23 protein-coding genes and 1 pseudogene are annotated in these 25,395 nt (G+C 48.1%); 16 read left to right on the top strand and 8 right to left on the bottom strand.

Annotated features, from left to right (window positions below; genetic code table 11):
* Positions 1 to 15: 15 nt before the first annotated feature.
* Positions 16 to 924: a proline dehydrogenase family protein gene (locus tag EGV91_RS10130; RefSeq protein WP_135503352.1), complete on the bottom strand. Its 909-nt coding sequence runs from the start codon at positions 922 to 924 to the stop codon at positions 16 to 18.
* Between the two features lie 313 nt (positions 925 to 1,237).
* Between EGV91_RS10130 and EGV91_RS10125 the strand changes: the two genes are divergently transcribed.
* Complete coding sequence (locus EGV91_RS10125) at positions 1,238 to 2,278, top strand: lactonase family protein (protein ID WP_135503350.1); 1,041 nt, start codon at positions 1,238 to 1,240, stop codon at positions 2,276 to 2,278.
* Positions 2,279 to 2,368: 90 nt separating this feature from the next.
* Here EGV91_RS10125 and EGV91_RS10120 read toward each other — a convergent pair whose 3' ends face one another.
* Together EGV91_RS10120 and EGV91_RS10115 are read right to left on the bottom strand one after the other, a co-directional pair.
* On the bottom strand, positions 2,369 to 2,698 hold the full coding sequence (locus tag EGV91_RS10120) for a hypothetical protein (protein ID WP_135503348.1): 330 nt from the start codon (positions 2,696 to 2,698) through the stop codon (positions 2,369 to 2,371).
* A gap of 3 nt (positions 2,699 to 2,701) precedes the next feature.
* Positions 2,702 to 3,235: an SCO family protein gene (locus EGV91_RS10115; protein WP_175580300.1), complete on the bottom strand. Its 534-nt coding sequence runs from the start codon at positions 3,233 to 3,235 to the stop codon at positions 2,702 to 2,704.
* Between the two features lie 433 nt (positions 3,236 to 3,668).
* Here EGV91_RS10115 and glgB point away from each other — a divergent pair, with 433 nt between their 5' ends.
* From glgB to EGV91_RS10075, 8 genes are all read left to right on the top strand, one after another.
* Positions 3,669 to 5,546: a 1,4-alpha-glucan branching protein GlgB gene (gene glgB / locus EGV91_RS10110; RefSeq protein ID WP_135503344.1), complete on the top strand. Its 1,878-nt coding sequence runs from the start codon at positions 3,669 to 3,671 to the stop codon at positions 5,544 to 5,546.
* Between the two features lie 2 nt (positions 5,547 to 5,548).
* Positions 5,549 to 6,697, top strand: a complete 1,149-nt coding sequence (locus EGV91_RS10105; RefSeq protein WP_277751543.1) for a glucose-1-phosphate adenylyltransferase — start codon at positions 5,549 to 5,551, stop codon at positions 6,695 to 6,697.
* Positions 6,694 to 7,716: a GlgC family sugar phosphate nucleotidyltransferase gene (locus EGV91_RS10100; protein WP_135503341.1), complete on the top strand. Its 1,023-nt coding sequence runs from the start codon at positions 6,694 to 6,696 to the stop codon at positions 7,714 to 7,716. Before EGV91_RS10105 ends, EGV91_RS10100 begins: the two co-directional genes overlap by 4 nt.
* Positions 7,713 to 9,149, top strand: a complete 1,437-nt coding sequence (glgA, locus tag EGV91_RS10095) for a glycogen synthase GlgA (protein WP_135503339.1) — start codon at positions 7,713 to 7,715, stop codon at positions 9,147 to 9,149. Before EGV91_RS10100 ends, glgA begins: the two co-directional genes overlap by 4 nt.
* Positions 9,150 to 9,157: 8 nt before the next feature.
* Positions 9,158 to 11,548: a glycogen/starch/alpha-glucan phosphorylase gene (locus EGV91_RS10090; RefSeq protein WP_135503337.1), complete on the top strand. Its 2,391-nt coding sequence runs from the start codon at positions 9,158 to 9,160 to the stop codon at positions 11,546 to 11,548.
* Between the two features lie 17 nt (positions 11,549 to 11,565).
* Positions 11,566 to 12,375, top strand: coding sequence for an SDR family oxidoreductase (locus EGV91_RS10085; protein WP_135503335.1), 810 nt, complete (start codon positions 11,566 to 11,568; stop codon positions 12,373 to 12,375).
* 142 nt (positions 12,376 to 12,517) lie between these two features.
* Positions 12,518 to 13,612 (top strand): MBL fold metallo-hydrolase, encoded by a 1,095-nt coding sequence (locus EGV91_RS10080; protein ID WP_241666167.1) that lies wholly within the window; start codon positions 12,518 to 12,520, stop codon positions 13,610 to 13,612.
* Positions 13,613 to 13,616: 4 nt separating this feature from the next.
* On the top strand, positions 13,617 to 13,883 hold the full coding sequence (locus EGV91_RS10075) for a DUF3006 family protein (protein ID WP_135503333.1): 267 nt from the start codon (positions 13,617 to 13,619) through the stop codon (positions 13,881 to 13,883).
* A 77-nt stretch (positions 13,884 to 13,960) separates the two neighbouring features.
* Here EGV91_RS10075 and EGV91_RS10070 read toward each other — a convergent pair whose 3' ends face one another.
* The 4 genes and pseudogenes from EGV91_RS10070 to EGV91_RS10055 form a co-directional block, all read right to left on the bottom strand.
* Positions 13,961 to 14,260, bottom strand: coding sequence for a DUF3219 family protein (locus tag EGV91_RS10070; protein WP_135503331.1), 300 nt, complete (start codon positions 14,258 to 14,260; stop codon positions 13,961 to 13,963).
* 6 nt (positions 14,261 to 14,266) lie between these two features.
* Positions 14,267 to 15,423 (bottom strand): annotated as a pseudogene (locus tag EGV91_RS10065) (acyl-CoA dehydrogenase family protein).
* Between the two features lie 88 nt (positions 15,424 to 15,511).
* On the bottom strand, positions 15,512 to 16,576 hold the full coding sequence (locus EGV91_RS10060) for a YkvI family membrane protein (protein ID WP_135503329.1): 1,065 nt from the start codon (positions 16,574 to 16,576) through the stop codon (positions 15,512 to 15,514).
* Positions 16,577 to 16,814: 238 nt separating this feature from the next.
* Positions 16,815 to 17,129: a YflT domain-containing protein gene (locus EGV91_RS10055; protein WP_135503327.1), complete on the bottom strand. Its 315-nt coding sequence runs from the start codon at positions 17,127 to 17,129 to the stop codon at positions 16,815 to 16,817.
* Between the two features lie 126 nt (positions 17,130 to 17,255).
* Here EGV91_RS10055 and EGV91_RS10050 point away from each other — a divergent pair, with 126 nt between their 5' ends.
* From EGV91_RS10050 to EGV91_RS10035, 4 genes are all read left to right on the top strand, one after another.
* Positions 17,256 to 17,990, top strand: a complete 735-nt coding sequence (locus EGV91_RS10050; RefSeq protein ID WP_135503325.1) for an MBL fold metallo-hydrolase — start codon at positions 17,256 to 17,258, stop codon at positions 17,988 to 17,990.
* A 91-nt stretch (positions 17,991 to 18,081) separates the two neighbouring features.
* Entirely contained in the window at positions 18,082 to 19,092 is a 1,011-nt protein-coding gene (locus EGV91_RS10045; RefSeq protein ID WP_135503323.1) for an LLM class flavin-dependent oxidoreductase, read from the top strand.
* An 18-nt stretch (positions 19,093 to 19,110) separates the two neighbouring features.
* Positions 19,111 to 19,752, top strand: a complete 642-nt coding sequence (locus EGV91_RS10040) for an NAD(P)-dependent oxidoreductase (protein ID WP_135503321.1) — start codon at positions 19,111 to 19,113, stop codon at positions 19,750 to 19,752.
* Between the two features lie 99 nt (positions 19,753 to 19,851).
* Positions 19,852 to 20,121, top strand: coding sequence for a hypothetical protein (locus EGV91_RS10035; protein WP_135503320.1), 270 nt, complete (start codon positions 19,852 to 19,854; stop codon positions 20,119 to 20,121).
* Positions 20,122 to 20,150: 29 nt separating this feature from the next.
* Here the strand turns inward: EGV91_RS10035 and pepF are convergent, their stop codons facing one another.
* Positions 20,151 to 21,962: an oligoendopeptidase F gene (gene pepF, locus EGV91_RS10030; RefSeq protein ID WP_135503318.1), complete on the bottom strand. Its 1,812-nt coding sequence runs from the start codon at positions 21,960 to 21,962 to the stop codon at positions 20,151 to 20,153.
* Positions 21,963 to 22,665: 703 nt separating this feature from the next.
* Here pepF and EGV91_RS10025 point away from each other — a divergent pair.
* The 3 genes from EGV91_RS10025 (at position 22,666) to EGV91_RS10015 (ending at position 25,349) form a co-directional block, all read left to right on the top strand.
* Positions 22,666 to 23,148, top strand: coding sequence for a PaaI family thioesterase (locus EGV91_RS10025; RefSeq protein ID WP_135503317.1), 483 nt, complete (start codon positions 22,666 to 22,668; stop codon positions 23,146 to 23,148).
* Between the two features lie 181 nt (positions 23,149 to 23,329).
* Positions 23,330 to 24,388 carry an LLM class flavin-dependent oxidoreductase gene (locus tag EGV91_RS10020; RefSeq protein ID WP_135503315.1) on the top strand — a complete coding sequence of 353 codons (1,059 nt, stop codon included), beginning with the start codon at positions 23,330 to 23,332 and terminating at the stop codon, positions 24,386 to 24,388.
* 10 nt (positions 24,389 to 24,398) lie between these two features.
* Complete coding sequence (locus EGV91_RS10015) at positions 24,399 to 25,349, top strand: ATP-grasp domain-containing protein (RefSeq protein ID WP_135503313.1); 951 nt, start codon at positions 24,399 to 24,401, stop codon at positions 25,347 to 25,349.
* The last annotated feature ends 46 nt before the right edge of the window (positions 25,350 to 25,395 follow it).

Below are 25,395 nucleotides of genomic sequence, written 5' to 3'. Positions count from 1 at the left end.
AGCGCGCTCTTTGTTTTATTTGGAGACAAAACTTTTCAGTGCAAGGTTGATGTTCTGTGGACGCTCTGCCAGACGGCGCATATAGTAGCCGTACCAATCTTCGCCGAACGGCACATAGACGGTGAATGTGTAGCCTTCCTGTGCCAATTGCTTTTGAAGTTCCGTACGGAAACCGTAAAGCATTTGGAACTCGAAACGGTCGAGTGGGATGTTGTGTTCTTTGACAAAACGTTTTACTTCATCGATGATCACGTGGTCGTGGGTTGCAATCGACGTGAAGCCTGGCTGCTGCAAGCGGATCTTGATCAGCTTCAAATAATTGCTGTCAATGTCCTGCGCGCTTTGGTAGGACACTTCTGAGATTTCTTTATAAGCGCCTTTGACTAAGCGCAAGCGAACCGTTTTCAGAAGCTCTAAATCTTTTTCAGAACGATACAGATAAGCTTGGATGACCGTGCCGACGTTATCAAATTCCTTCACCAGTGTGTGGAGGATATCGAGTGTCGGCTGGAGATGGCTGTAATCTTCCATGTCAATATTGATGAAAATGGCGTAACGTGCAGCCGCTTCAGCGATTTCACGCATATTTTCCAAGCAAAATCCAGGGTCGACGTCCAAGCCGATTTGCGTCAGCTTGACGGACATATGGGCGGAAACGCCGTGCTGTTGTATCGCTTCCAACGTTGCGAGGATATTTTTTTTCGCTTCCAGCGCTTCTTCCCGGCTGTATACGAACTCGCCCAAATTATCGATTGTGGCGCTGATTCCGTCGGCATTCAATTCTTTGACCGATTTCAGCATGCTGTCGATGTCTGTGCCTGCGACTACTTTGCTGGCGCCCAATTTGAGCCCCCATTTTTTCGCCCCGCTATTCAGAACCTGGTTCTTTGACAAAGCAATAAAAAAGTCTTTAGTTAACCCCACTTTTTTTCCTCCTATACTTTTCGGATGCCTGAAGCCTTCCGAAATAAAAGACGCAGCTGCCGCCATGATTTCTTATTTAAAACATGAGTTTGGTAATCCGCTGTTTTGTTCTTCGCCGATTAGGCGAAGCATCGTTTTACAGCATTGCCGGAATGGGAAAACGTTTACAGAATCCCACTTCTTATTATAGTCGATGGGCGCCCTTCTTCCTAACTTTAAATCGCCTGGAGGAAATTGAAAGATGCGGGCAGTTCCCGTATACTTGAAAAGACGGAATATTCTAAAATGATATACAGTTTGAGGGGGCGGATAGATGCAGTATTTTTTGACAGGTTCATATTCCAGGGCCGATGAGCCGGGCATCAAGCTGTGGCAGTTCAATCCGGCGGACGGGAGTTTGATGGAAAAGACAGGGGCACGGGGAGTGGAACGCCCTTCGTACTTGGCGTTCCACCCGGCGGGAGAGCTATTCATTGCCTGCAGCGAAACGGACGATGGGGAACTTGTGTCGTGGCGCTTCGGACTAGTAGCGGAAACGTTGACGGAAATCAGCCGGCAGCCGTCTAACGGTGCCCATCCGGCGCATGCGGTTGTTGATGAATCAGGCAAATGGCTGCTGTCGGTTAATTATTCCGGAGGCAATGTAAATGTCTTTCCGTTGGATGAGGATGGAGTAATCGGCGCTTTGGCAGATTCAGCCGCACATGAAGGGACAGGGCCCGATGAACACCGGCAGGATGCAGCCCATCCGCATTCCGTTTCCCAAATTCCAGGGACACAGCTGTTTCTGGTACCTGATCTCGGCATCGACAAGATTCACATTTATAAAATGGACCTTCAAAACGGCAAGCTCGAATACCAGCGCGTGATTGAATCGGCGCCTGGTGCAGGGCCTCGCCATGTAGCTTTCCACCCATCTCTGAAGGTTTTTTACTTGTTGGAAGAACTGAGCTCGACACTGGCTGTTTATGGAATAAGTGAAGGGGCAGGCATTGACAAGCTGCAGATCCTGTCGCTCGTGCCCGAAGGCTGGCACGGACAAAATACAAGCGCTGAAGTGGCGGTCTCGGAAAATGGCAAGTTCCTGTATGCTTCAAACCGTGGGCATGACAGCATTGCCGCTTTCTCGATCAAAGATGATGGAACATTGAATGCATTGGGATTTGCAGAAACCGGCGGTCAAGGGCCGCGCCATTTCGCCTTGGCACCTGGAGCTGAATGGCTTATTGCAGCAAATGAAAAATCCGGGTCTCTGACGGTGCTGAAGATCGACAATGCGGGAATGCCGAAATTTGATGGGAAAGCGGTCCGGACGAAAGTGCCGGTTTGCGTAAAGTATGCAGGAACACGCTAAAAAAAGTGCGGGCACCGTTGAATTAAGAGGATTCGCTGCTGGCTGACAGCAGAAAAAAGCGGACAGCCGTTTTGCTGTCCGCTTTTGTTCTTACCAATCAGGCGTGTCATTTTCCAAAATTTCCAGCTCTTTCAGGAAATCGATGAAGAAGCTGTCACGATTTCCCTGAAACGCCTTTTCAGTACATACGGTATCAGGCGGGTAGCCGAGTTTACGTGCTTGCTGGAGTGTACTGTCTTCGATGAAATTAGTCGGATTTGATTCTTCAAAGCATGAAGGTGCGATGTATGTGCGGTATGTGTGTTCCAATACCACACGCTCATCAGGCGATGGATTATTTTCCCGCGGCAAGAAAAGCAAAGCGATCAAGGCTGCGGATACCAGGAAAATAGCGGCAACCCCTACAGTTTTCTTGTTCAAGGCCTATTCCTCCGCCAGCAGGATTTTTGCATCAGAGATGATATCTTCAACAACAGGATTGACGCCGTTATAGCTTTTCATGACAACTCCGTTTTTATCCACGAGATAGAATTCCGTGCCGTGGAGCACTTGATCGGAATCTTCCGGTTTTCTGGCGATAGTGCGAAAATTTTCCATGGCGAATTTGTCGATGGACTGCGGAGTATAGCCGGTCAGCAAATTCCACGATGCAAAATCGGCACCATAATTTTCAGCGTAGGATTTCAATACTTCCGGTTTGTCGACAAGCGGATCTACGCTGAAAGAAACGATCTTAATGTCGAGGCCCTCTTCTTTGAATTGCTTTTGCAGCTCTACCATATTCGAAGTCATGGGCAAACAAACAGTCGTGCAATTCGTGAAGATGAAATCGGCCAGCCAAACTTCGCCTTCTAAATCTGCAAGGCCGAATTCTTCGTTTTCCTGATTTGTATAAGTGAAATCTTCTATTTCCCAATCAAGTGGGTCTTCAATGCCATTGCCGCAACCGGCAAGCATAAGAGGCAGCAGCAAGAACGCAATAATCCAGAATTTTTTACTCAAATGATCCAGATCCTTTCTATATTAAACACGCATGCCTTAAGGGTAGAACAATAACCGCATTCGGACAAGACCTTGAAATGCTTTTTATGTGTAAATATTAAGAACGAAAAGTGAAAGGGAATCTGCTCCTTGCCTCCTGTATTTTCAAACCTTTTTTTAAATTCCGATTTTTTACAAGGAATTATAGCCTATTGTGCAGAATACTATTATCTATATATTTGCTGTATTCCGGAGTGCATTTAAAGTGCGATGGGTATAGACGTGTATACCCCGCAGTAGACAGGAGAGGGGCTGCTGCGGTTAAAAATGAAAAACGCAAGTGAATGGAAATAGTCCTGTATGGGATGGAAACGAAGGATAATATGCCCCAGTTTTGGGAGGTGTTTTTTTGGTCAATGGCAAAACAGAGCTGACGGATGAAAAATTAGCAGATTTCCACAATGGGCATATGATGGACGCTTATTTGTATTTTGGGTCGCATGCTGATCGGGATGAAACGGTTTTCACTGTCTGGGTACCGGACGTAAAGCGTGTTTCGGTTCTTTGCAGCATTGTTGCGGGGGAGACGGACGGGCGATATCCGATGGAACCTCATCCAAGAGACGCCAGCATTTGGCAGGTTCGGATAAACCGGAGAATGGCAGATGCCGTTTACGTATATGAAATCGAAACCCTTCAAGGGGAAATCTTGACGAAATCAGATCCTTTTGCCCGCGCCGGGGAAGTCAGGCCGGCTAATCGCTCCGTAGTTGCTGGAAGTTCCAAGCACGAATGGTCCAAATCAGCGCTGAATTATAAGGCGATCCAGTCCAAAGGGCATTTTGAAAAACCGATGGCGATTTATGAGCTGCACATTGGTACGTGGAAAAAAGCAAAAGACGGTAAATTTCTGACGTATCGTGAATTGGCCGGGGAATTGATTCCTTATATCAAAAGGCAGGGTTTCACCCACATTGAAATCTTGCCGATTACCGAGCATCCGCTCGATGAATCGTGGGGCTATCAGACAACCGGCTATTTTGCGCCGACAAGCCGGTATGGATCAGCGGATGACTTGAAATTTTTCGTTTCCAAATGTGCGGAAAATGGAGTTGGTCTTTTTCTGGACTGGGTGCCAGGGCATTTTTGCCAGGATATTCATGGACTCGCATTGTTCAATGGCACTGTTCTCTATGAGGATTCCCGAGAGGAACGGCGGTTCAACCCGGAATGGGGTACATTGAACTTCGATGTTCGGCGGGGGGAAGTCGTAAGCTTCCTGTTATCAAGCGCACATTATTGGCTGGAAGAATTCAAGTTCGACGGGTTCAGGATGGATGCGCTGATGAAGCTCTTGTATGTGCCGAATGACGAAAGCCGGGTCCCGAACGAAGAAGGGGCGTCATTTTTGAAGAGGTTGACGACCCGCTTGCGGGAGCGGCATCCAGCAGCGCTTCTCATTGCCGAAGATGCCTGGCATTATCCGAAAGTAACTGGCGAAGTGGAAGATGGCGGCATCGGCTTTCACTATAAATGGAATTTCGGGTGGATGCACGATACGCTGGGCTATATGCAGACCCCGCCCGCTGAACGTGGGGATATCCACCATATGCTGAGTTTTGCGTTGACTTATTACTATGAGGAACGCTATATCTCCATCTTTTCGCACGACCAAGTGGTGGATGGACAAAAATCTTTGCTCCATAAATTTCCAGGGAACCTGGAAGAGAAATTCCAGCAATTGCGCTTGCTGCTCGGTTTTTGGGCAGTCCATCCCGGAAAGAAATTGCTGTTCATGGGTCAAGAGTTCGGACATGGCGAAGAATGGGCATTTCAGCCGGAGTTGGATTGGTATTTATTCGATTACAAAGCCCATCGCCAGATAGCGCTGTTCACCAAGGAGTTGCTGGTGTTCTACCGGACTGAAAAAGCAATGCATGAGCTTGATGATGATCGGGATGGATTCTTGTGGCTGGATCCGCATAACCATGAGCAAAGCGTTCTTGCATTTATCCGCAGGGGGCGGAATCCGGAAGACGAATGCATCATCGTCTGCAATTTCTCGGACCGCAGCTACAGTAAATTTGAAGTGGGAGTTCCTGTTGATTCCCCGTACGAACAAGTTTTTACGACGAATGACAGCGCTTATGGCGGCCAGGAGCCACGGCTCGGAACGGTCCACAATACCCGCGAAAAACCATGGGATGGACAGGATTATTCCATCGCCATCGACTTGCCCGCTTATACAATGAGTGTCTGGAAAACAAAAAAAGATGGGAGTGGATGAATTTGAAAAACAAAGTAGTTGCGATGCTGCTGGCTGGCGGCCAGGGAAGCCGTTTGAAATCATTGACCTATAATATCGCGAAGCCGGCGATTCCATTTGGCGGAAAATACCGGATTATCGATTTTCCTTTATCGAATTGCGTCAACTCGGAGATCCACACAGTCGGCGTCCTTACCCAGTACCAGCCGCATATGCTGCACCGCTATATCGGCCTTGGCACACCATGGGATTTGGATAGAAGAAATGGCGGTGTGACGATGTTGACGCCGTACGCAGAAATGGATGGCATCAAATGGTATAACGGCACCGCCAATGCCATCTACCAAAATCTCACGTATTTGATGGAGCAAGATCCGGAATACGTCCTCATCCTGTCCGGTGACCATATTTACAAGATGGATTACCAAAAAATGCTGGAATTCCATAAATCACATAAAGCGGATGCCACCATCTCAGTCATTGAAGTGCCTTGGGGGGAAGCGAGCCGCTTTGGCATCATGAACACGGATGAAGATATGAACGTCACAGAATTTGTTGAAAAACCGAAAGAGCCGGAAAGCAATTTGGCGTCGATGGGTGTCTATATTTTCAATTGGCAAAAGCTGAAGAAATATTTGACCATTGATGATGGCAATGAAAACTCTTCCCATGATTTCGGGAAAAATATCATTCCGTTGATGCTCGAAGCGGGCGAGAAATTGGTCGCATATCCATTTAAAGGCTATTGGAAAGATGTCGGGACTGTTGAAAGCCTGTGGGAGGCGAATATGGATTTGCTGGACGCCCATTCAGGTTTGAATTTGCATGATCCGGGCTGGCGAATCTTTTCCTCCAATCGGCAATTGCCGCCTCAAGTGGTGACGGAAACAGGGGAATTGCAGGAAGTCTTTGTCAACGAAGGCTGTGTTATTGAAGGCAAAGCCGAAAAGTCGATCATTTTCCAGGAAGTCCACATTGAACAAGGTGCATCCCTTTACGAATGCGTCGTCATGAACTGTGTGGTAATCGGCGCTGGCGCCAAACTGGCTAGAACGATCATCCCGCCTGACCTGGTAATCCCGAAAAACTTTGAAATGGGCGATCCTGAAGGAGAAATCATCCTTTTGACGCAAGAAATGATCGATGAATGGAAGGAGAGTGCTGAAGTATGAAATTAGTAGCAATTATTGATGCCACTGTAAAATTGCCGGGTCTGGAAGACTTGACCTTGTACCGTTCAGCTGCATCCATCCCGTTCGCTGGCCGGTACCGGCTCATCGATTTCACGTTATCCAACATCGTCAATTCAGGCATCACATCCGTAGGCGTTTTCCCTTCCTATCCATTTGTTTCGCTGATGGACCATATCGGAAGAGGGAAAAGCTGGGATCTTGACCGCCGGAAAGATGGTTTGTTCTTCTTGCCTGTGTCCACTAAAGACAGCGGACAAATGAGCGTCGGCGGATTTGCCGCACTGGAAGAGCATATGGTCTTTTTTGAAAGAAGCCGCCAGGAATACGCAGTAATCACGAACTGTTTTACGGTTTCCCAAATCGATTACGAAGACATGCTGGAATCGCATATCGAGTCCGGCGCGGATGTGACGGAAGCGGTGAGCAACGGCCAGCCGCTTAGAAGCTATATCCTGAAGAGAAGCCTGCTTATTGAGTTTTTGAAGAACTACCGCCAAAATCAGGTCTTCAGCGTGGAAGATTGTGTCAGAAGGAAGAAGAGCAGCTATAAATTCGGTGTTTACGAATACGAGGGCTATTGCGCCGTCATTGATTCTATTGACAGCTATTTCAAAGCATCCATGGATTTGCTGGAGCCGGAAAAACGCAATGCATTATTTCTGCCGGAACGTCCGATTTACACCAAAGTGAAAGATGAGCCGCCTACGCGTTATATGAAAGGTTCTTCGGTAAAGCGTGCGCTAGTGGCGAATGGATCCACAATCAGAGGGACTGTTGTCGACAGCATCATCAGCCGGGCAGTCGTTATTAAGGAAAACACGAAGGCGGATCATTGCATCATCATGCAGAAATGCACGATTGAAGAAAATTGCGATTTGGCCTATGTCATCGCTGATAAAAATGTCTTTATAGAAGCTGGTACAGTACTTAAAGGCACAGCAGAAGAGCCGATTGTGCTGCGCAAAGGGGAACGGATTTTGAAGGAGGAAGTCAGATGAAAATTGTAATGGCGGCCGCAGAATGTGCGCCTTTTGTAAAAGCGGGGGGCTTGGCAGATGTAATGGGTGCCTTGCCGAAAGCGCTGGTGGAAATTGGCTGTGAAGTGACGGTCGTCTTGCCGAAATACAGTTTGATCCCACAGGAATACCAAAAGGAATTCACGTTGGGAGAAGAAGTGGAAGTGCCCTTTAAAGGACAGAATCACCGTTGCCGGACCTTCAGCTATGAGCTGAAGGGAGTCGATTACATCTTCGTTGAAAACGACGCCTATTATGACAGGGATCTGATTTACCGCCAACCGGACGACCATACGCGTTTTGCGTTCTTCAGCCGGGCAGTACTTGCAGTCGTAGAAAACCAGCGAGCGCAAACGGACATTTTGCACTTGCATGATTGGCACACGGCTCTTATCCCATTCTTGATGAAAAAAGATCCGCGCTACGCGGCGATGAATAGCAGCATAAAAACCATATTGACCATCCACAACCTTCAATTCCAAGGGAATTCGCCAAAAAGCGTATTGACTGAGGAGTATGAGATGGATGGGGCATATTATGAGGACGGGACGGCCGAGTGGAAAGGCTATTTCAATATCCTGAAGACGGGGATTTTGTTTGCAGATCAAGTGACGACAGTCAGCCCGACTTACCGAGAAGAGATTTTGACCGCCCGCTACGGCGAAGGGCTGGAAACTTTGCTGCAGCAGAAGGGCGAAAGCCTCGTCGGCATTTTGAATGGGCTGGACACCGAGTTCTACAATCCGGCTACCGATTTGGTGATTGAAATGGAATACGACGAAACTTCGATGGAAGGGAAAGCGGTCAATAAGCGCGCCGTCCAAAAACGGTTCAATCTTCCGGTGAGGGGGGATATCCCGTTATTGGCGATCGTTTCCCGTCTCACAAAACAAAAAGGGATGGACGTTCTGCAGGAGCTGCTGCCGAAGCTGTTGAAGGAAAGAGATGTACAATTCATCTTACTGGGATCCGGTGATGAAGAAGTTGCCCAGCTTTTCAAAAACCTAGCTGCCGAGTTTCCTGAAAAAGCCGCTGTATACATCGGCTTTGACGAAGACCTTGCCCATCTTCTTTACGCCGGAGCCGACCTGTTCCTAATGCCTTCTCATTTCGAGCCATGCGGGCTGAGCCAGCTCATTTCGATGCGCTACGGCACTGTCCCTGTAGCCAATAAAACAGGTGGATTAAAAGACACGGTAGTCGAATACGACACCGCAGCAAAAACCGGCAACGGATTTTTAAGTGATTTTTCTGCAAATGAAAGCTTTGAAGCTGCTTTGGAACGGGCGTTGGCATTGTATCAGAATCCGGAACATTGGGAAATCATCAAAAGAAATGGCATGCAGCGCGATTCCTCATGGAAGCGTGCTGCCGAAATCTATGCGGAAGCCTATAATGCGATTGCCGAAAGGTGAGGATGGGGATGTTCAGTTCAAAAGAGCGGTTCAAAGAGAATTTTGTGGCGCGCCTGGAACAACGGGAAGACAAAGAGTCCCTGCAAACCGTTTATTCGGTTTTGACGGCTATGGTGAAAGAGTGGACGTACGACGACTGGGAGCAGACGAATCAACAGTATAAAGAACAGAAGCGCAAGCAATTATACTATTTTTCCATTGAATTTTTAATGGGCCGGATTTTGGGGCAGAATCTGATGAATTTGGATGTCCATGGATTCGTGGAAGAAGGGCTGAAAGAGCTTGGTTTCGATTTGCATGCCATCGAAGAGCTGGAGCCTGAACCTGGTTTGGGCAATGGCGGGCTTGGCCGCCTGGCCGCTTGCTTTATGGATTCACTGGCCTCTCTGCAACTTCCCGGGCATGGCTGTGGCCTGCGCTATAAAGGCGGCTTGTTCACGCAAGTTTTCCAGGATGGGTTTCAAACAGAACAGCCCACAGTGTGGATTGATGAAAAAGAAGGTTGGGGCATCAGAAGAGAAGAATTGTCGCTGGACATTCCTTTTTTCGGTTCCATTGAACCGGGCATTGAAAGCAATCGGTTAAAACCGGTTCTAAAGGACGCAGAATGGATCAAAGCGGTGCCGTATGATTATCCGATTGTCGGAGCTGCGGGAAAGACTGTAAATACCTTGCGCCTGTGGCAAGCGGAAGTGTCCAGCCGCCCTTTGCCTAAAGGCAAACCGCGAACACTGTACGAGCAGGAAACTGCCGAGGTGACCGACCGGCTGTATCCCGATGCTTCCTTGGATGCAGGGAAGATACTGCGCCTCAAGCAGCAATATTTTCTATGCAGCGCCTCACTCCAGACAATCGTGAAAAACCGCGATTGTCCGTTAAGTGATTTAGCGCGGCATGTCGCGATTCAAATCAATGACACGCATCCGGCACTGGCGATCCCGGAGTTGATGCGGATCTTAATGGATGAGGAAGGCATGCAATGGGAAGAAGCATGGGGAATTGTGAATCATACGATCTCCTATACGAACCATACGATTCTCGAAGAGGCTTTGGAGAAGTGGAGCAGCTCTTTGCTGGAACGGCTATTGCCGAGAATATATATGATTATCCAGGAAATAGACCGCCGCTTCAAGGAAAAAACCCAGCAGGAACCGCTGGATGAGTGGCAGCGCAAAAAACTTGCCATCATTGAAAATGGAGTCGTCCATATGGCGACGCTCGCTGTGGTAGGCAGCTATAAAGTAAATGGCGTTGCTAAACTGCATACCGAAATTCTGAAAGTGCGTGAAATGAAAGAACTGAACGATCATTTTCCTCATAAATTCCATAATATCACGAATGGCGTTGCCCATCGCCGCTGGCTCTTGAAAGCGAATCCCGAGTTGTCCAGCTTAATCACATCGGCTGTCGGGGATGAATGGATCCGTGAGCCGATCAAATTGCATAAACTCCATCGTTTCAGCAAGGATCCCGCATTTCTCCAGGATCTTCAAGCGGTAAAAATAGCCAAAAAGCGGCAGCTGGCAGATTACATTAAAACGCATCAGGATATTATTGTGGATCCTGAATCGGTATTTGATGCCCAGATCAAGCGGATCCATGGCTATAAACGGCAATTGATGAACATCCTCCATATACAAATGCTGTATAACCGCATCTTGTCTGACCGGTCTTTCCGGCCTTACCCTCGGACATTCATTTTTGGGGGCAAAGCGGCACCCAGCTACCGGTATGCTAAAGAGGTTATAAAACTCATCAACACTGTTGCGGATCAAGTCAATAACGATCCGTTGGCGAAAAAGCACCTCCACATCGTATTTATTGAAGACTATAGCGTCAGCAAGGCAGAAAAAATCTTTCCGGCATCAGATGTCAGTGAACAGATATCGACGGCTTCGAAAGAGGCGTCAGGCACCGGCAATATGAAGTTTATGATGAATGGCGCCATAACATTAGGGACCTTCGATGGCGCCAATTTGGAGATTGTCGAGCAAGTCGGGGAAGATAATGCATTCATTTTCGGATTGACTGCCCGGCAAGTGATGCAATTTGAAAAAGAACAAAGCTATTATCCGCCGGATATCATTCAGCACGAGCCGGATTTGCAGCTAGTCATGGCGCAATTATTGGAGGGCAGCCTTTCGGACGGTGAGGGAAATATATCCGCTATCCGAAACCAGCTGGTCGACTGCAATGATCCGTTCTTTGTATTGAAAGATATCCAGCAGTACGGAAAAGCCCATGAGCGATTGCTTAGCGCTTTTGAAAACAGTCTGGCTTGGCAGGAGATGTCTGTAGTCAATATCGCACAATCGGGTATTTTTTCAAGCGACCGTACGATACAGGAATACTCGGACGAAGTATGGCAGCTCGGCAGGGTGCCGAGCAACCTTTTATAGCGTAGAGGAGGGTGAGTATGGCGGATGTAGAATTCGATAACACCGATTTAAGAGATTACAAGGCTGGCGGTATTCTTGAAGGCAAGGTAGCGATTGTTACGGGAGGCAGTAGCGGCATCGGCCAAGCGGCTGCTATCGCCTTTGCCAAAGAAGGCGCAAAAGTGGTCATCGGCTTTTTGGGCGATGAAGAAGGCGCGCTGAAAACGATTCAGCTCATAGAAAGTTACGGAGGCAAAGCGGTGGCGCAAAGCGGCGACTTGCGGGAAGCGGAAAACAGCAGCCGGCTGGTCCAGTTTGCGCTGGACTCATTTGGACAAATTGATATCCTGGTCAATAATGCCGGATACCAATACCCCGAAACGTCACCGCTTGATTTGAAAGACGAAAACATCCTGAAAACCTTTGAAATTAAAGCGTTCGCCATGCTCTATCTCACAAGAGCTGTGCTCCCCCATATGAAAAAAGGGTCGCGCATCATCAATACCGCATCCATCAATGCGTACCGGGGGCATTCGGATTTGATCGACTACTCGGGTGCAAACGGCGCGATTGTGTCGATGACCCGTTCACTTGCACGTCGGCTCGTACGCGAGGAAATTGCGGTGAACGGCATTGCGCCGGGCCCTATTTGGACACCGTTGATCCCGGAAACGTTCGGAGCTTTATACGACAACATCGGGGAAGGCTTCGGGAAGGATGTTCCTGCCGGACGTCCAGGGCAGCCTTATGAACTTGCAAAAGCATTCGTATTCTTGGCGGATCCGCAAAATTCCTATATGACCGGACAATTTTTGCACATCAACGGCGGAGATTATATGTCATCTTAAAAGAAGGGAGGACGGTTTTGGAGAAATCCAGAACCGCCTCCTTTTTGCTGTGCCTCCTTTTCTTTCTGCCATAAAAGTGTTTGTGCGAGAATGCAAAAGGGCTGATATGGTAAAATTTCCACAAGGAAAGAGGAGAGCGACTGTGAAGAAAAAATGGTTATTTTTAGTCGGTATACTTGTCATGGCGCTTTTTTTAGCGGGATGCCTTGAACGTGTAAAGACGCCCGCCGATAACGATACGGAAAAGCCGGCACCCCCGGAAAGGAATGCCGGCGAATTGACTGCGCATTTCATTGATGTCGGTCAAGGAGATGCAACCTTGTTCGAAACGGAAGATTACGCGATATTGATCGATACAGGAAATTGGAATGATACCGATGCTGTCGAATACCTGGAAAAGCTGGGTGTGTCCAAAATCGATATTGTTGTCGGCACGCATCCCGATTCAGATCATATTGGGCAGCTGGATAAGGTGATCGAACAATTCGAAGTCAGCGAAGTGTGGCTGTCGGGCAATGTCAGCACGTCAGATACGTTTATCCGTGCATTGGAAGCCATCGAGGCGAATAGCACCGATTATTATGAACCGCGCACCGGCGAAACGTTCGATGTCGGAGGCATGGAAATCGAAGTGCTGCATCCTGCTGAAGTGACCGGCAAAGGCAATGAGGAATCCATTTCCATGAAGATTACCTATAAAGACGTAAGTTTTATCATGACAGGCGATGCCGGCGTCAAAGAAGAGCAGGAAATGATTGATAGCGGTGCAGAACTGGACGCGGAAATTTTGCATTTGGGCCATCACGGGTCGAACACATCGAGCGGAACTGCTTTTTTGAAAGCTGTCAGCCCGGAAGTGGCTATTTATAGTGCAGGCATCGACAACTCATATGGCCATCCACATGCCGAAGTGATTGCGGCCGCTGAAAATGCTGGAGCCAAAGTGTACGGTACGGATGTCAATGGGACTGTCCGTGTCGAAACGGATGGCATTTCCTATGAAGTATTGATTGAAAAAGACGGCATTGCTGTGGAAGGGAAAAACCGCTGCATTGATATCAACATCGCTTCGTCTGCTGAGCTTCAGGAAATCGAAGGAATCGGCCCTGCACTGGCAGAAGCCATCATAGAAGCGCGTCCGTTTGACGCGATTGAAGAGTTGGACAGCATCAAAGGCATTGGACAAGGAAAGATTGACGCGATAAAAGAACAAGGATTGGCATGCATAGGGGGATGATGGGATGAAAGGGATGCTCGATCGGATTGAAGACGGCTGCTTGGCAGTCATTTTGATAGAAGAGCTGCAGAAGGAAATCGTCCTTCCCGCTGCCTGGCTGCCTGAGGGCAGTGAGGTCCATTCCTGGTTCGACATTGAACTGGACGGCCACCAAATCAGATCGATTGCGCTGGATGCGAAAACCGCAGCGGCAAAAGAGGACAAGGCGGAAGCATTAATGAGAAGGTTGAAAGCGAAACGCGGTAAAAGCCGCTTTAAAAGAGGCGAATGAAAAAAGACAGGTAAGCAGCATGTGAAATATGCCTGCTTCCTGTCTTTTTACCGTTTTTCCAAGGGCCATTTGGTGGGCTATGGCTTTTCAATCAATTCCAAATGATAGTCGGCCACTTGGCCATCCAAGTAAAGGTTCGTCACCGATGTGGAATAATTTGAGATGGATGCTTGGAAATCCAAGTCTTTTTCCGGTATGCGCACATGAAACTCCATTTCATAAAGCAGCACAGCAACATCATGGTAATTTTCACTGGTAACCTTGAAATCAAAAATGATTTTCCGGCGCAATTCTTGGCTGGCTGAATCAGTGGTCGACTCCTCTGAAAAGCTCAGCGCATCGAAAATCTGATCGTTCAATTGGATCTGTAAGCCCATAATTGTTCACTCCTTGTCTGTTTGGGGAAAAGCGGCTAGCGCTTTTTGTGCCAGCTGTGCTTTGACCATATCTTCCATTGGCGGATTGTAGAGGCCTGCACGAACGTTCAAATAATAACGGTGCATGGGACTGGATTCGGAAAGGGCGCGGGAGCCGACAATCTTCATGGCTTTGTCGACTACGCCGATGGCAGCCTGAGTCACGGCTATTTTCGTCGCATCAAGTGCGCCTTGCATGGCAGCCTTGTCTTTTGCATGCTCATAGCGCTCAACTGTGCCGTATAGAAGGTGCCTGGCTGTTGCGAGCTCCAGTTCCATTTCTCCGATAAGGCTTTGGATGCTCGGTGTTTCGGAAATCGGTTTGCCCAGTGAGGCCGGTATATAAGATGCAGCAAATCCAAGCGCGTAATTCCGTGCGGCAGCGCTATCCCGATATAGCAGGCTGGAATATGAAGAAGCCAGCCTTTGGCAGGGGCTTTCGCGGCAGCAGTTTTTAAAACATAGGAAGCGGGAATCCGGACGTTTTCGAGCACCAAAGTCTGGCTTGCCGTTCCACGCATGGCCAGCATATCCCAGCTTTGTTCAATTGAGACGCCCGCAGCGCTCTTAGGTATGACTAGCGTCAGCATCTCGTCCTGTTCATTGGCAGCCGTAACGAATATATAATCGAGTGCAGGAGCCATTGAAGTATTGATTTTTTCGCCGTTGACGATAAAGTCATCGCCGTCGCGAAGCGCTGTGGTTTTCGGCAATGCGCCGCGGGTGGGGCTTCCGGCATTGCTTTCAGTAGCGGCCGTGTTAATCAGGGCGCCTTCTTTTATTGCATCCATTAGCCAGTGGGCTGGCTCTGGCTGCCAATGGCGGTTCTCGGCAAATTCCAGAACGATGCCAGTATGCCAGCCGATGGCGAGGCCGGTGGAGCCGGAAGCTTGGGAAATCGCCTCCTGGGCCAATATGTATTCGTACAAGCCGAAGCCCTGTCCACCGTATTCAGCAGGCAGCGTCAGCGTATGATAACCGATTTTCTTCAAGTCATTGATATTTTGGTGAGGAAACGAACCGATGGCATCCAGTTCGGGTTCCCGTTGCTCGAACGATTGTTGAAGTGAACGGATTTCTTCAATTATTTTTTGCTGCTGGGGTGTTTTTATAAATGAGTCCATAAAAAGCTCCTTCCGGCAAGTGTTTCTAAAACCATAACATGAAAAGCCGCCAAAGCATGTACAGCATGCTTTGGCGGCTTATTTTCATTTATTCTGTTACTAATGCAGGTTTGCCTGTTTTTTTGATGTCTGCCCAGATCAAGGCAGCAACCAGGAAAAATCCTAGATAACCCACAATCGGGTAGAACATATTGACGAGTTCGGTAAAGCCAACAAAGCTTAAACCGAATGCGGCCAAGCAGATGACGATGACGAAAATCTTGAACTTCGATGTGCCTGATTGAAAGAATCGGGCGGCAAAAGCATATAGCATGCTGACTCCGGTATTGAAAATCATGCCGAATAAAATGACAGACATGAAGATTCCGAGAACCGGGGAAATGTCGTTGGCGATTTGCAGCATCGGCATTTCGGAATTGCCGACAACATCGATTTTTGAGAAGATGGCCAAATGGCTAAGGATGATCAGGATTCCAAGGCCGAGCCCACCGAACAGTCCGCCTCTCGCCGCCACTTTTTCATCTTTCTCCGTACTGCCCATGACGATGGACATCGAAGCTCCGACAGCGATATTGAATGACGCGTAATTGATGGCAGAAAGGAACCAGTTTGGAAGAGCTGACAGCTGTTCTTTTGCGATTGGATCCAATGCTGTGAACGACTGGTCCATTGTCAAAAGGCTGTAGATTGTCAACCCGACAACCATCAGTATAAGGAATGGTGTAATGCTGCCGATGATGGCAATGACTTTATCGACATTCAACATGATTGTCATGAGGATGAGCGCTGTCATGATTGTGCTGCCCAGCACAGGCGACCAATCGAATTGTTGCGAAAAGATGGAGCCGGCTCCAGCGATCATGACAACGCCTACACCAAATAGCGTTAAAATGATGATGTAGTCGACGATGCGGCCAATGATGTTGCCGCTGATGCCATAAACCACTTCTTTATGGGATGATTTCTGCATCCGGCTGCCTAGCCGCGTCAAATTCATGCCCAGGTAAGCGAATAGCGCAGTCGAGATAAGTGCTGCTACAATTCCAAGGATGCCGAAACTGGTAAAATACTGCATAATTTCCTGTCCTGATGCGAAGCCAGCTCCAACGATAATGCCGATAAAAGCGCTTCCCATTTTTAAACTCTTCTTCATCGAATGTCCCCTTATGAAATAATTTGGAAAATTAACCTTATTCAAATATAGCAAAAATGATCACTAGGCACAATGAAGAGGATGGCATAAATCGTTGATATGTCTATATTACTAGTTTGTTTTCTTTAAATATTTTATCTGAAAATCAGTTGAATAGTTTGAATTGAATAATAATTAGGCGTTAAAAAAAGGAAAGGACATAAAAAAACCGTCCCCGAAGGAACGGCTGGTGAAGCGATTAGTCTTTTTTGGCGACAATGACAAGTTTGCCTTTGTCCAATTCTTCTTCATACTGGTCGGCTTCCTGTTCAGTCAAACCGACAGATTGCATTTCAGAACGCAATTGGTCGCCGCGTGAGGTAGTCAGGTTTTTTAATTTGTTCAAGAAACCTGAATCCGGATCTTCCGCATCCAACGCATCAGCGATGTCGTGCTGGCGCTTAGGATCATGTGCAAAAAGGTAGATATGGTCTTCGTGGTAGCCTTGGCTTTCCAATTTCTCAATTTCCTTTTTTGCTTGCAATGCGTTTTCAACTGTTAGTTTTACGATCACATTAATCCCTCCAATGGGTTTTAATTACATCATTTATATACCCGATGCCCAAAAGCGTAAACAGGTAGGGACTGGCTGAATCCGTTATAATGGAAAAAATGCTTTTAAAGAAAGGTGCTGTTTTTTGTGAAAATAACCACGATTGGCATATGGGGCGGCTACCCCAATAAAAATGAAGCAACTTCCTCATTTCTAATAGAACAGGATGGTTTCCGCTGTTTAGTTGATTGCGGCAGTGGGGTGCTTGCGGCTGTCCAGAACTATACAGAACTGAAAGACATCGACGCAGCAGTTATCAGCCATTATCATCCGGATCACGTAGCAGACATCGGCGTGCTTCAGCATGCAGCAATGGTCGGCATGCAGTTGAAAGAATGGCGAACGCCTTTCCCAATTTTCGCGCACGACCGGGATAAAGCCATGTTCGATAGCTTGTCTTATAAAGGCGTTACGGAAGGGGTGGCGCTTCAGGCCGACCAGCCAATCGAAATCGGGCCATGGCAAGTGTCGTTCTGCGAAACGATCCATCCGGTTTATTGCCTGGCTTTGAAATTTACGGCTGGAGGGAAATCGGTCGTTTTTACAGCAGATACGGAGTGGAAAGAGGAATTGGTGGCGTTTTCGGAAGGCGCCGATCTCCTGGTGTCCGAAGCGAACCTGTATGAAAAATATGTCGGCATCATCAAAGGACACCTGAGCGGGAAACAGGCTGGTGAGCTTGCTGAACGCGCAGGTGCACGCGAATTGTGGCTGACGCACCTGCCGCAATACGACGACCCAACCGAAATTTTGGAAGCGGCGCGTGCTTCGTTTGGCGGTCCTGCACAATTTGCCGCAATCGGCGAAAGCAAAAACCTGTAACGCTTTTCGCCAGAAGCAAGGCAAGCAGATAGTTTGTCTTCGAGATATATTAGTCTTATTGTTAAACTAGATTTCGTTGAAAGGAAGTTTAATGATGGACCAAAATAGTAAAACACTGCCAGTATCCGTTTTGGATCTGGTTGCCATTTCACAAGGACAAACAGCAAAAGAGGCAATTGACAGCATGATCAGCTTAGCACAGCATGTCGAACAACTCGGTTTCCGCCGTTTTTGGCTGTCCGAGCACCACAACACGCCGACACTTGCCAGTTCAGCTACATCGATCTTGATTTCCAAAGTATTGGACAGCACGGACTCGATTGAAGCCGGCTCAGGCGGTATCATGCTGCCAAACCATACGCCACTCGTCGTAGCGGAACAATTCGGCACTTTGGAAACGATGCATCCAGGCCGCGTTAACTTAGGGTTAGGCCGTGCACCAGGCACTGATATGCAGACTGCCCGCGCACTGCGCCGCACTTCGCAGGAGACAGCGTACGCATTTCCGCAGGACGTAGTGGAATTGCAGAATTACTTGAAACCGCTTGAACACCAAGGCATGGTCCACGCCTATCCGGGCGTGGGAACGGAAGTGCCGATTTTCATTTTAGGCTCTAGCACTTCGAGCGCGGAGCTTGCCGCACGCCTCGGCTTGCCGTATGTTTTTGCAGCGCATTTCGCGCCGCAGCAGCTGAAGCAGGCGCTGCAGATTTACCGCAGCCAGTTCCAGCCTTCTGAATACCTGGCAAACCCTTACGTAATGGTTTGCGTTAATGTTGTAGGTGCTGAAACCGATGAAGAAGCAGCTGTACTTGGAACTTCCAGTAAAATGTTTTACTTGAATGTCATCCGCGGCACCAAGAATCCCCTGCAGCCGCCAGTCGAAACGATGGATGGCAGATGGACCTTCCCTGAAGAAAATATGGTGCGCGGTATGGCACAATATACGTTCAGCGGAAGCAAAGAAACGATTGCACGCCAGTTAGCACCGTTTATTGAAGAATTGCAGATTGATGAATTGATGGCAGTATCGTATATCTATGACCAAGACAAGAGAAAGCGTTCGTTTGAAATCTTGAAAGAAGCTGTAGATCAACTCTAATTAATGGAGGCGGTAGACATGAAAATCGGGATTATCGGAGCAACTGGAAAAGCAGGCGGTTTTATTATGAAAGAAGCGCTCCTGCGGGGGCATGACGTCACAGCGATAGTGCGTGACGCCTCGAAGCTTGTTGAAAAAAGAGCGGCCGTCATGGAGAAAAACATCGATGAATTGACTGCCGAAGATTTACGGGAGTTTGATGTGGTTGTCAATGCGTTCGGCGTTCCGCCGGAAAAAGCCGAGCTGCATGCCGTGGCAGGGAAAAGCTTGATTGATGCGATGAAAGGGGCTCCTGGTACACGCTTGATCGTCGTTGGCGGCGCCGGCAGTTTGTTTGTCGATGAAGCCCGGATGACGCGGCTGATCGATACACCGGAGTTCCCGGAAGCCTTTAAAGCGATTGCCGTTGGGCAGTCCCAGAACCTTTCTGATTTGGAAGCTTCTGAAGGCATCAAATGGACGTTTCTTAGCCCGGCGGCTTTCTTCGACCCAACAGGAGGCCGGACAGGGCATTATCAGATTGGCGAAGACAGCATCACGTTCAATTCGAAAGGCAAGAGCTATGTCAGCTATCCGGATTATGCAGTTGCGTTAATTGATGAAATCGACCATCCGCGCCACTTGAACAAACGGTTTACGGTCGTGTCGGAAGGGCATTGAGTAGGCTTGCCACTAAATGTTCACGTTCAACGCCCAGCTGGAAAATCCAATCCTGTATAATGAAAAGAAATTCACTCATTAAAGGCGGGAAACGAAAACATGGAATTTCTATATTTTCCTGAAGATAAGTCAGAGTACATTCCGGGGATCATTTCAATTTTGGTGATTTTCCTATTGTCCATATTCATTGTCCGGCTGCTGATCCGAGCGTCGAGAAAACAAGTGAAGGAATTGGAAGAACAGGGCTATCCAGCGTTTTATAACGAAGCTGAGGCACCTGCCAAGAAACAGCAAGCCGAAGATGCGGCAACCCAACAGCATAAAGCGGATGCCGGCGATGCCGAAAACCGCCCAGACAAAAAGCCCTGATTGCTCAGGGCTTTTTTGCTTGCATTGTCTTATGCTTGATCAATTTCTTCTGTCAGTGAAACGAGTTCATCGATCAACTCACCAATGTAGGCGATGGTGTCGCGCAACGGCTTTTCGGTGGTGATGTCCACCCCAGCCATTTGGGCGAGTTCGGCCGGGGTTTTCGTGCCGCCAGCTTTCAGTACGTCCAGCCATTCGTCGACAGCCGGCTGGCCTTCGCTCAGAATGCGTTTGGAAACCTGGGTTGAAATCGTCAGCCCCGCGCTGTAGGTATACGGGTACAAGCCCATGTAATAATGGGGCTGGCGCATCCATGTCAGTTCGGCGCCGCTTGTGATTTCGACCGCGTCGCCCCAGAATTCTTCCAGGACGCCGCGTTTGATTGTGTTGAGAATCCCGGCATTGACGCTTTCGCCAGCATCAATGCGTTCGTATACTTTCCGTTGGTAGGCTGCTTCAAGCAAATGCGTGACGAAGTTATGGTAATAAGTCCGGGCGACAATTGTGGAAATGACCCAGCGTTTGAATTTCGGGTCGTCCGAGTTGGCGAGCAGGTGGTTCGCCACCAGCATTTCGTTCATGGTTGAAGGCGCTTCGATAAAGTAAAGCGAAGGGCGCGCGTTGAAGATGTTCTGCTCCCGGTTGGCGTTATGGAAATGGCCGGCATGGCCAAGCTCATGCGCCAGCACGAAAACTTCATTCATGCGCCCGGTCCAGGAAATCAGGATGTAAGGGTGGCTTCCATACGGGCTCGAGCAGAAGGCGCCTGTCGATTTGCCTTTGTTCTGAGCAAAATCAATCCAGCGTTCCGAGTAGGAGCGCTCGACCATTTCCAAGTAATCCGGACCCATGACAGCCAACGCTTTGTTAATGTATTTTTTTGATTCTTCAACCGTGATTTCAGGTTCATAGGAAGCGTCGAGCGAAATCTTCAAATCGGCGAAAGTCATTTTGTCGAGTCCGTGCACTTGCTGCAGCAATTTAGCGTATTTGCGCATATGGGGCGCCAATTCCTTCATGATCAAATCGATTTGGCGATTGTAAAGCGAACGGTCGACTTCCTGGTCGAACAATAAATAGTCGAAGATGGAGCCGTAACCGCGCAAATCGGACGTTGTCTTCTCGGTTTGAAGCTCCATATCGTAGGTCTTGGCGGCCGTGTGCTGATATTCCTCAAGTTTGTCCGAAAAGGCGGTGAATGCCGCACGGCGAAGATCGGTGCGGGTTTCGGCCTCCCAATCGCCTTCAAAAGATACGTAGCTTAGCGGGTATTTCTGGCCTCCTACTTCAAAATTATCAAATGACATGTCGAGCATCTTGGTTGTATTGTAAAGCCCATAAGGCGCATTGAACGTGGCGGAATAAGCAGCCAAGGCTTTTTCTGCTTCCGGATGCAATTGATGCGGTTTCCGCCGCAGTAATTTTTTCAAGTAGTTTTCAAAAGGTGGTGCTTGTACAATAGCCGCTTCAAGTGTGGCTTCCGGAAGTTCCAATAGTTCACTTGCGACGAAAGAAAGATTGCTGCCGATTTTCGCAGCTGCCGAACCGAAACGGCTCGCGCGCATCTGGGCTTCATCGTTCGATTGGTCGGTGCTCAGCGATAGGCTTGCATAGGCGCCTGCTTGAGTAATCTTTTCATATAAAGCAGTATAGGCTTCCAGCATTTCAACGATTGAAGCCGGCTCTGCCAACGTCCCTTTGAATTGTGCGCTGAAAGCTTCAGCTTCTTTTTCAAGCGCTTCAGGTACTGGCTCAAAGTCTTCACTGGATGCAAACAAACTAGTTAAATCCCATTTTTCTTCTGTTGGTACCTCTGAGCGCAGGGGCAAACTTTTAACCATTTCATCTCTCCTCTGTATATTACGGATATCGAACTATCTATCAGTATATAGAGCGCAAAGGCGATTGTAAAAATATTTTTAGAATCTATTAAAAAATTCTAAAAATAGGTTTAAGAAAATGTTTACGTGGAATACATTAAGTACAAGGCGGAATAACGTAGGGAAACGCGTATAAACGAAGTAAGTTTATGAACGCATCCAGACGATGACTTGCACAGCCTTGGCGGAAAATTTTGCTTTACTGGCGATATGCAACTCTTGTCAGGGACCAATTGCAACACAAGGTTTCTATCCAGACAGTGTCAAATCAGTAAACAGTAAGTTTTTTGTGGAAGTGCATCTAGTACGTCTAACTGCAGAAACACCAATTTCGCTGAGAGGTACATGCGAAGCAAAAGCCTTAATGGCAAATGACAGTTAGCGCAACACAATGCATTGGCGAGGGTTACCAAATTTCGTCAGGCATCAACATTGTAGAAGAATTGAACGAGAATTTTCCGCGTGCGATCCCCTCCAGGGAACATTCGAGGGGCGGTAAAAGGAAAGGCATGGCCTGATGAAAAGGGTCATGCTTTTTCCTTTGCCTTAAATTAACGGAAATTAGTCAGAGTAATCAGATGATTGGAGGCTGCTGTGGTAAAATGTTGAAATAAGCGGAACAACATGTATACATAAACGGATTCCGCAGAAATGAGGGAGACCGATGGTGGAAGAAATCGTACATGCTATTCAAGACGACTATCCGGAAGATTTTGCCTGGTGCTACGGCTGTGGCCGGCTGAATACGGAAGGGCATCATTTCCGCACGGGATGGGACGGCAGCGAGACAGTGACCTACTATAAACCCGGTCCGCAACATAAGGCTATTCCCGGATTCGTCTACGGCGGCCTGATTGCATCATTGATCGATTGCCACGGCACGGGTTCCGCGTCACTTGCGCTGCACCGAAAAAATGGCTTTGAACCCGGAAGCTTCGAAGAGCCTCCACGTTTTGTGACTGCGTCGCTGCATGTGGATTTCTTGAAGCCGACCCCTGATGGGCAAGTGCTGAAAGCGGTTGGGACCGTAGAAGAAATCCATCCGAAGAAATTCAAAGTGGCTGTCGACGTGTTTGCGGGAGATGTGCTCTGTGCGAAGGGGGAAGTGGTGGCAGTAGTTATGCCAGCTTCTTTTGCGAATAAATGAGTTTGATTGGCTGATTTTAACAGCGTTGAAAGTCCACCTTGGCCAAGGTAGGCTTTTTTTCCGTTTATAACCTAGTTTACTAGTAAGAATAGTGGGTTTGCTATATAATCAATTTATTCTGTTGAATAAAGTGAATGTTTTCACGATTTTGATAGTAAGATGCGGAAGGATGCGATCATAGATGAAATATGGGTTTTGGTTACCGATTTTTGGCGGATGGCTGCGCAATGTGGAAGATGAAAACATGCCAGCAACTTTTGAGTATGCGAAACAAGTCGTGCAAAGCGCTGAACAATGGGGCTACGACACAACATTGATCGCTGAATTGAATTTGAACGATATAAAAGGAATGGAAGCTGATTCCCTTGAAGCTTGGTCGACTGCTGCCGCTTTGGCGTCGGTAACGGAGAAAATCGAAATCATGGCTGCAATTCGGCCGGCTTTCCATAATCCGGCCATTGCAGCGAAAATGGCTGCCAATATTGATCGCATCTCCAATGGGCGTTTTACTTTGAATGTGGTTTCCGCTTGGTGGGCAGAAGAAGCGCGCCAATACGGCGGCGACTTTACCGAACATGATGAACGCTACGATCGCACCGATGAATTCCTGCAAGTCGTCAAAGGCATGTGGAGCGAAAAAGAGTTTTCCTTCAAAGGGAAATACTACGACATCCAGAATGCGCGCCTTGAGCCGAAACCGGTTCAACGGCCCAATCCGATTTTGTATGCAGGAGGCGAAAGCCCCCGCGGCAAAAAATCGATTGTCGAGTCTTGCGACGCCTATGTGATGCATGGCGGCACGGTGGACGAAATCGAAGCGAAAATCCAAGACATGAAAAATCTGCGCCAAGCGGCAGGGAAAGAGCCGATGCAATCATTTGGCATGGCAGCTTATGTGGTATGCCGTGATACCGAAGAAGAAGTTCAAGAAGAATATGCCCGCATCGTCGACATGAAAGATGCCAGCGGTTATGTAGGGTATAATGATTTTGTCTCAAAATCCCAATTGGAACAGCAAGTGAAGCTGGAAGACTATTCGGTTTCCAACCGCGGGCTGCGGCCGAACTTGATCGGCACACCCGACGAGATTGCGGACCGTATTCTTGCGTACGAAAGAGCAGGGCTTGGTTTATTGCTGCTGCAATTCTCTCCGCAATTGGAAGAGATGGAGCGCTTCTCACAAAAAGTGATGCCGCTGGTGGAAGAAAAACGCAAAGCGCTTCAAACGCTTTCGAATTAGGAGGAAGACGATGACTGAAAAAATATACGTAATTCACGAAAATGAGGAATGGACAACGCATTTATTCAAACGGCTTGATGAATTGGAATTGCCTTATGAGAACTGGTTTATTGATGAAGGCTTGGTGGATTTGAACGAAGCGCCGCCTGAAGGCGTATTTTACAGCCGTATGAGTGCCTCATCGCATACACGCGGCCACCGCTACGCACCCGAATTGACAGAATCCGTGCTTGTCTGGCTCGAACACCACGGACGTAAAGTGTTCAACGGAAGCCGTGCGCTGCGCCTGGAAGTGAGCAAAGTGAACCAGTACATGGCGCTCAACGCTGCAGGCATCGATACGCCAAAAACAATCGCGGCAAACGGCAAGGCACAAATCGTCAAAGCGGCGGAAAAACTGGGTGAAGCGTCTTTCATCATCAAACACAACCGTGCCGGAAAAGGTCTTGGTGTGCAATTATTCCACTCGATGGAAGCTTTGCATGAACACCTGAACGGCGACGGTTTCGAGCCGTCGATTGACGGCATTACACTGGTCCAGCAATATATCCAGGCGCCTGAGCCGTTTATCACCCGCTGTGAATTTGTCGGCGGCAAGTTTGTCTATGCGGTACAAGTGGATACATCAGAAGGCTTCGAACTCTGTCCAGCAGACGCATGCCGAATTGATGACCTGTTCTGCCCAGTCGGAGAAGAAGCAGAAGAAAAACCGAAATTCCAAGTGGTTGAAGGATTCAATGACCCAATCATCGCGAAATATGAAGAGTTTCTGCGCCAAAATAATATTGCGGTAGCGGGAATCGAATTTATTCGCAATAGCGTGGGGGATATTTTCACATATGACGTGAACACCAATACAAATTACAATGCAGATGCTGAAGCTGCATACGGCAAGTACGGCATGCTGGAATTGGCTAATTTTCTTGGTAAGGAATTAAAAGGCGCAAAGGCTTTTGTTTAATAGGGGAGGCACCGTTTCTTTGAGGCGGAGCCTTCCCGTTTTTGTT

The sequence above is a fragment of the Planococcus koreensis genome (assembly GCF_004761975.1).
In the GTDB taxonomy this organism is placed as follows: Bacteria; Bacillota; Bacilli; order Bacillales_A; family Planococcaceae; genus Planococcus; species Planococcus koreensis.
The sequence above is the reverse complement of the archived record's forward strand: the minus strand, read 5'-3'. Positions and strand labels throughout refer to the sequence as shown.

Coding starts and splice junctions, on each gene's coding strand:
- EGV91_RS10125 (WP_135503350.1), top strand. CDS start 1,238: ATGCAGTATTTTTTGACAGGTTCATATTCCAGGGCCGATGAGCCGGGC.
- EGV91_RS10115 (WP_175580300.1), bottom strand. CDS start 3,235: ATGCTTGCCGGTTGCGGCAATGGCATTGAAGACCCACTTGATTGGGAA.
- EGV91_RS10100 (WP_135503341.1), top strand. CDS start 6,694: ATGAAATTAGTAGCAATTATTGATGCCACTGTAAAATTGCCGGGTCTG.
- glgA (WP_135503339.1), top strand. CDS start 7,713: ATGAAAATTGTAATGGCGGCCGCAGAATGTGCGCCTTTTGTAAAAGCG.
- EGV91_RS10090 (WP_135503337.1), top strand. CDS start 9,158: ATGTTCAGTTCAAAAGAGCGGTTCAAAGAGAATTTTGTGGCGCGCCTG.
- EGV91_RS10085 (WP_135503335.1), top strand. CDS start 11,566: ATGGCGGATGTAGAATTCGATAACACCGATTTAAGAGATTACAAGGCT.
- EGV91_RS10075 (WP_135503333.1), top strand. CDS start 13,617: ATGAAAGGGATGCTCGATCGGATTGAAGACGGCTGCTTGGCAGTCATT.
- EGV91_RS10070 (WP_135503331.1), bottom strand. CDS start 14,260: ATGGGCTTACAGATCCAATTGAACGATCAGATTTTCGATGCGCTGAGC.
- EGV91_RS10060 (WP_135503329.1), bottom strand. CDS start 16,576: ATGAAGAAGAGTTTAAAAATGGGAAGCGCTTTTATCGGCATTATCGTT.
- EGV91_RS10045 (WP_135503323.1), top strand. CDS start 18,082: ATGATGGACCAAAATAGTAAAACACTGCCAGTATCCGTTTTGGATCTG.
- EGV91_RS10040 (WP_135503321.1), top strand. CDS start 19,111: ATGAAAATCGGGATTATCGGAGCAACTGGAAAAGCAGGCGGTTTTATT.
- EGV91_RS10035 (WP_135503320.1), top strand. CDS start 19,852: ATGGAATTTCTATATTTTCCTGAAGATAAGTCAGAGTACATTCCGGGG.
- pepF (WP_135503318.1), bottom strand. CDS start 21,962: ATGGTTAAAAGTTTGCCCCTGCGCTCAGAGGTACCAACAGAAGAAAAA.
- EGV91_RS10025 (WP_135503317.1), top strand. CDS start 22,666: ATGGTGGAAGAAATCGTACATGCTATTCAAGACGACTATCCGGAAGAT.
- EGV91_RS10020 (WP_135503315.1), top strand. CDS start 23,330: ATGAAATATGGGTTTTGGTTACCGATTTTTGGCGGATGGCTGCGCAAT.
- EGV91_RS10015 (WP_135503313.1), top strand. CDS start 24,399: ATGACTGAAAAAATATACGTAATTCACGAAAATGAGGAATGGACAACG.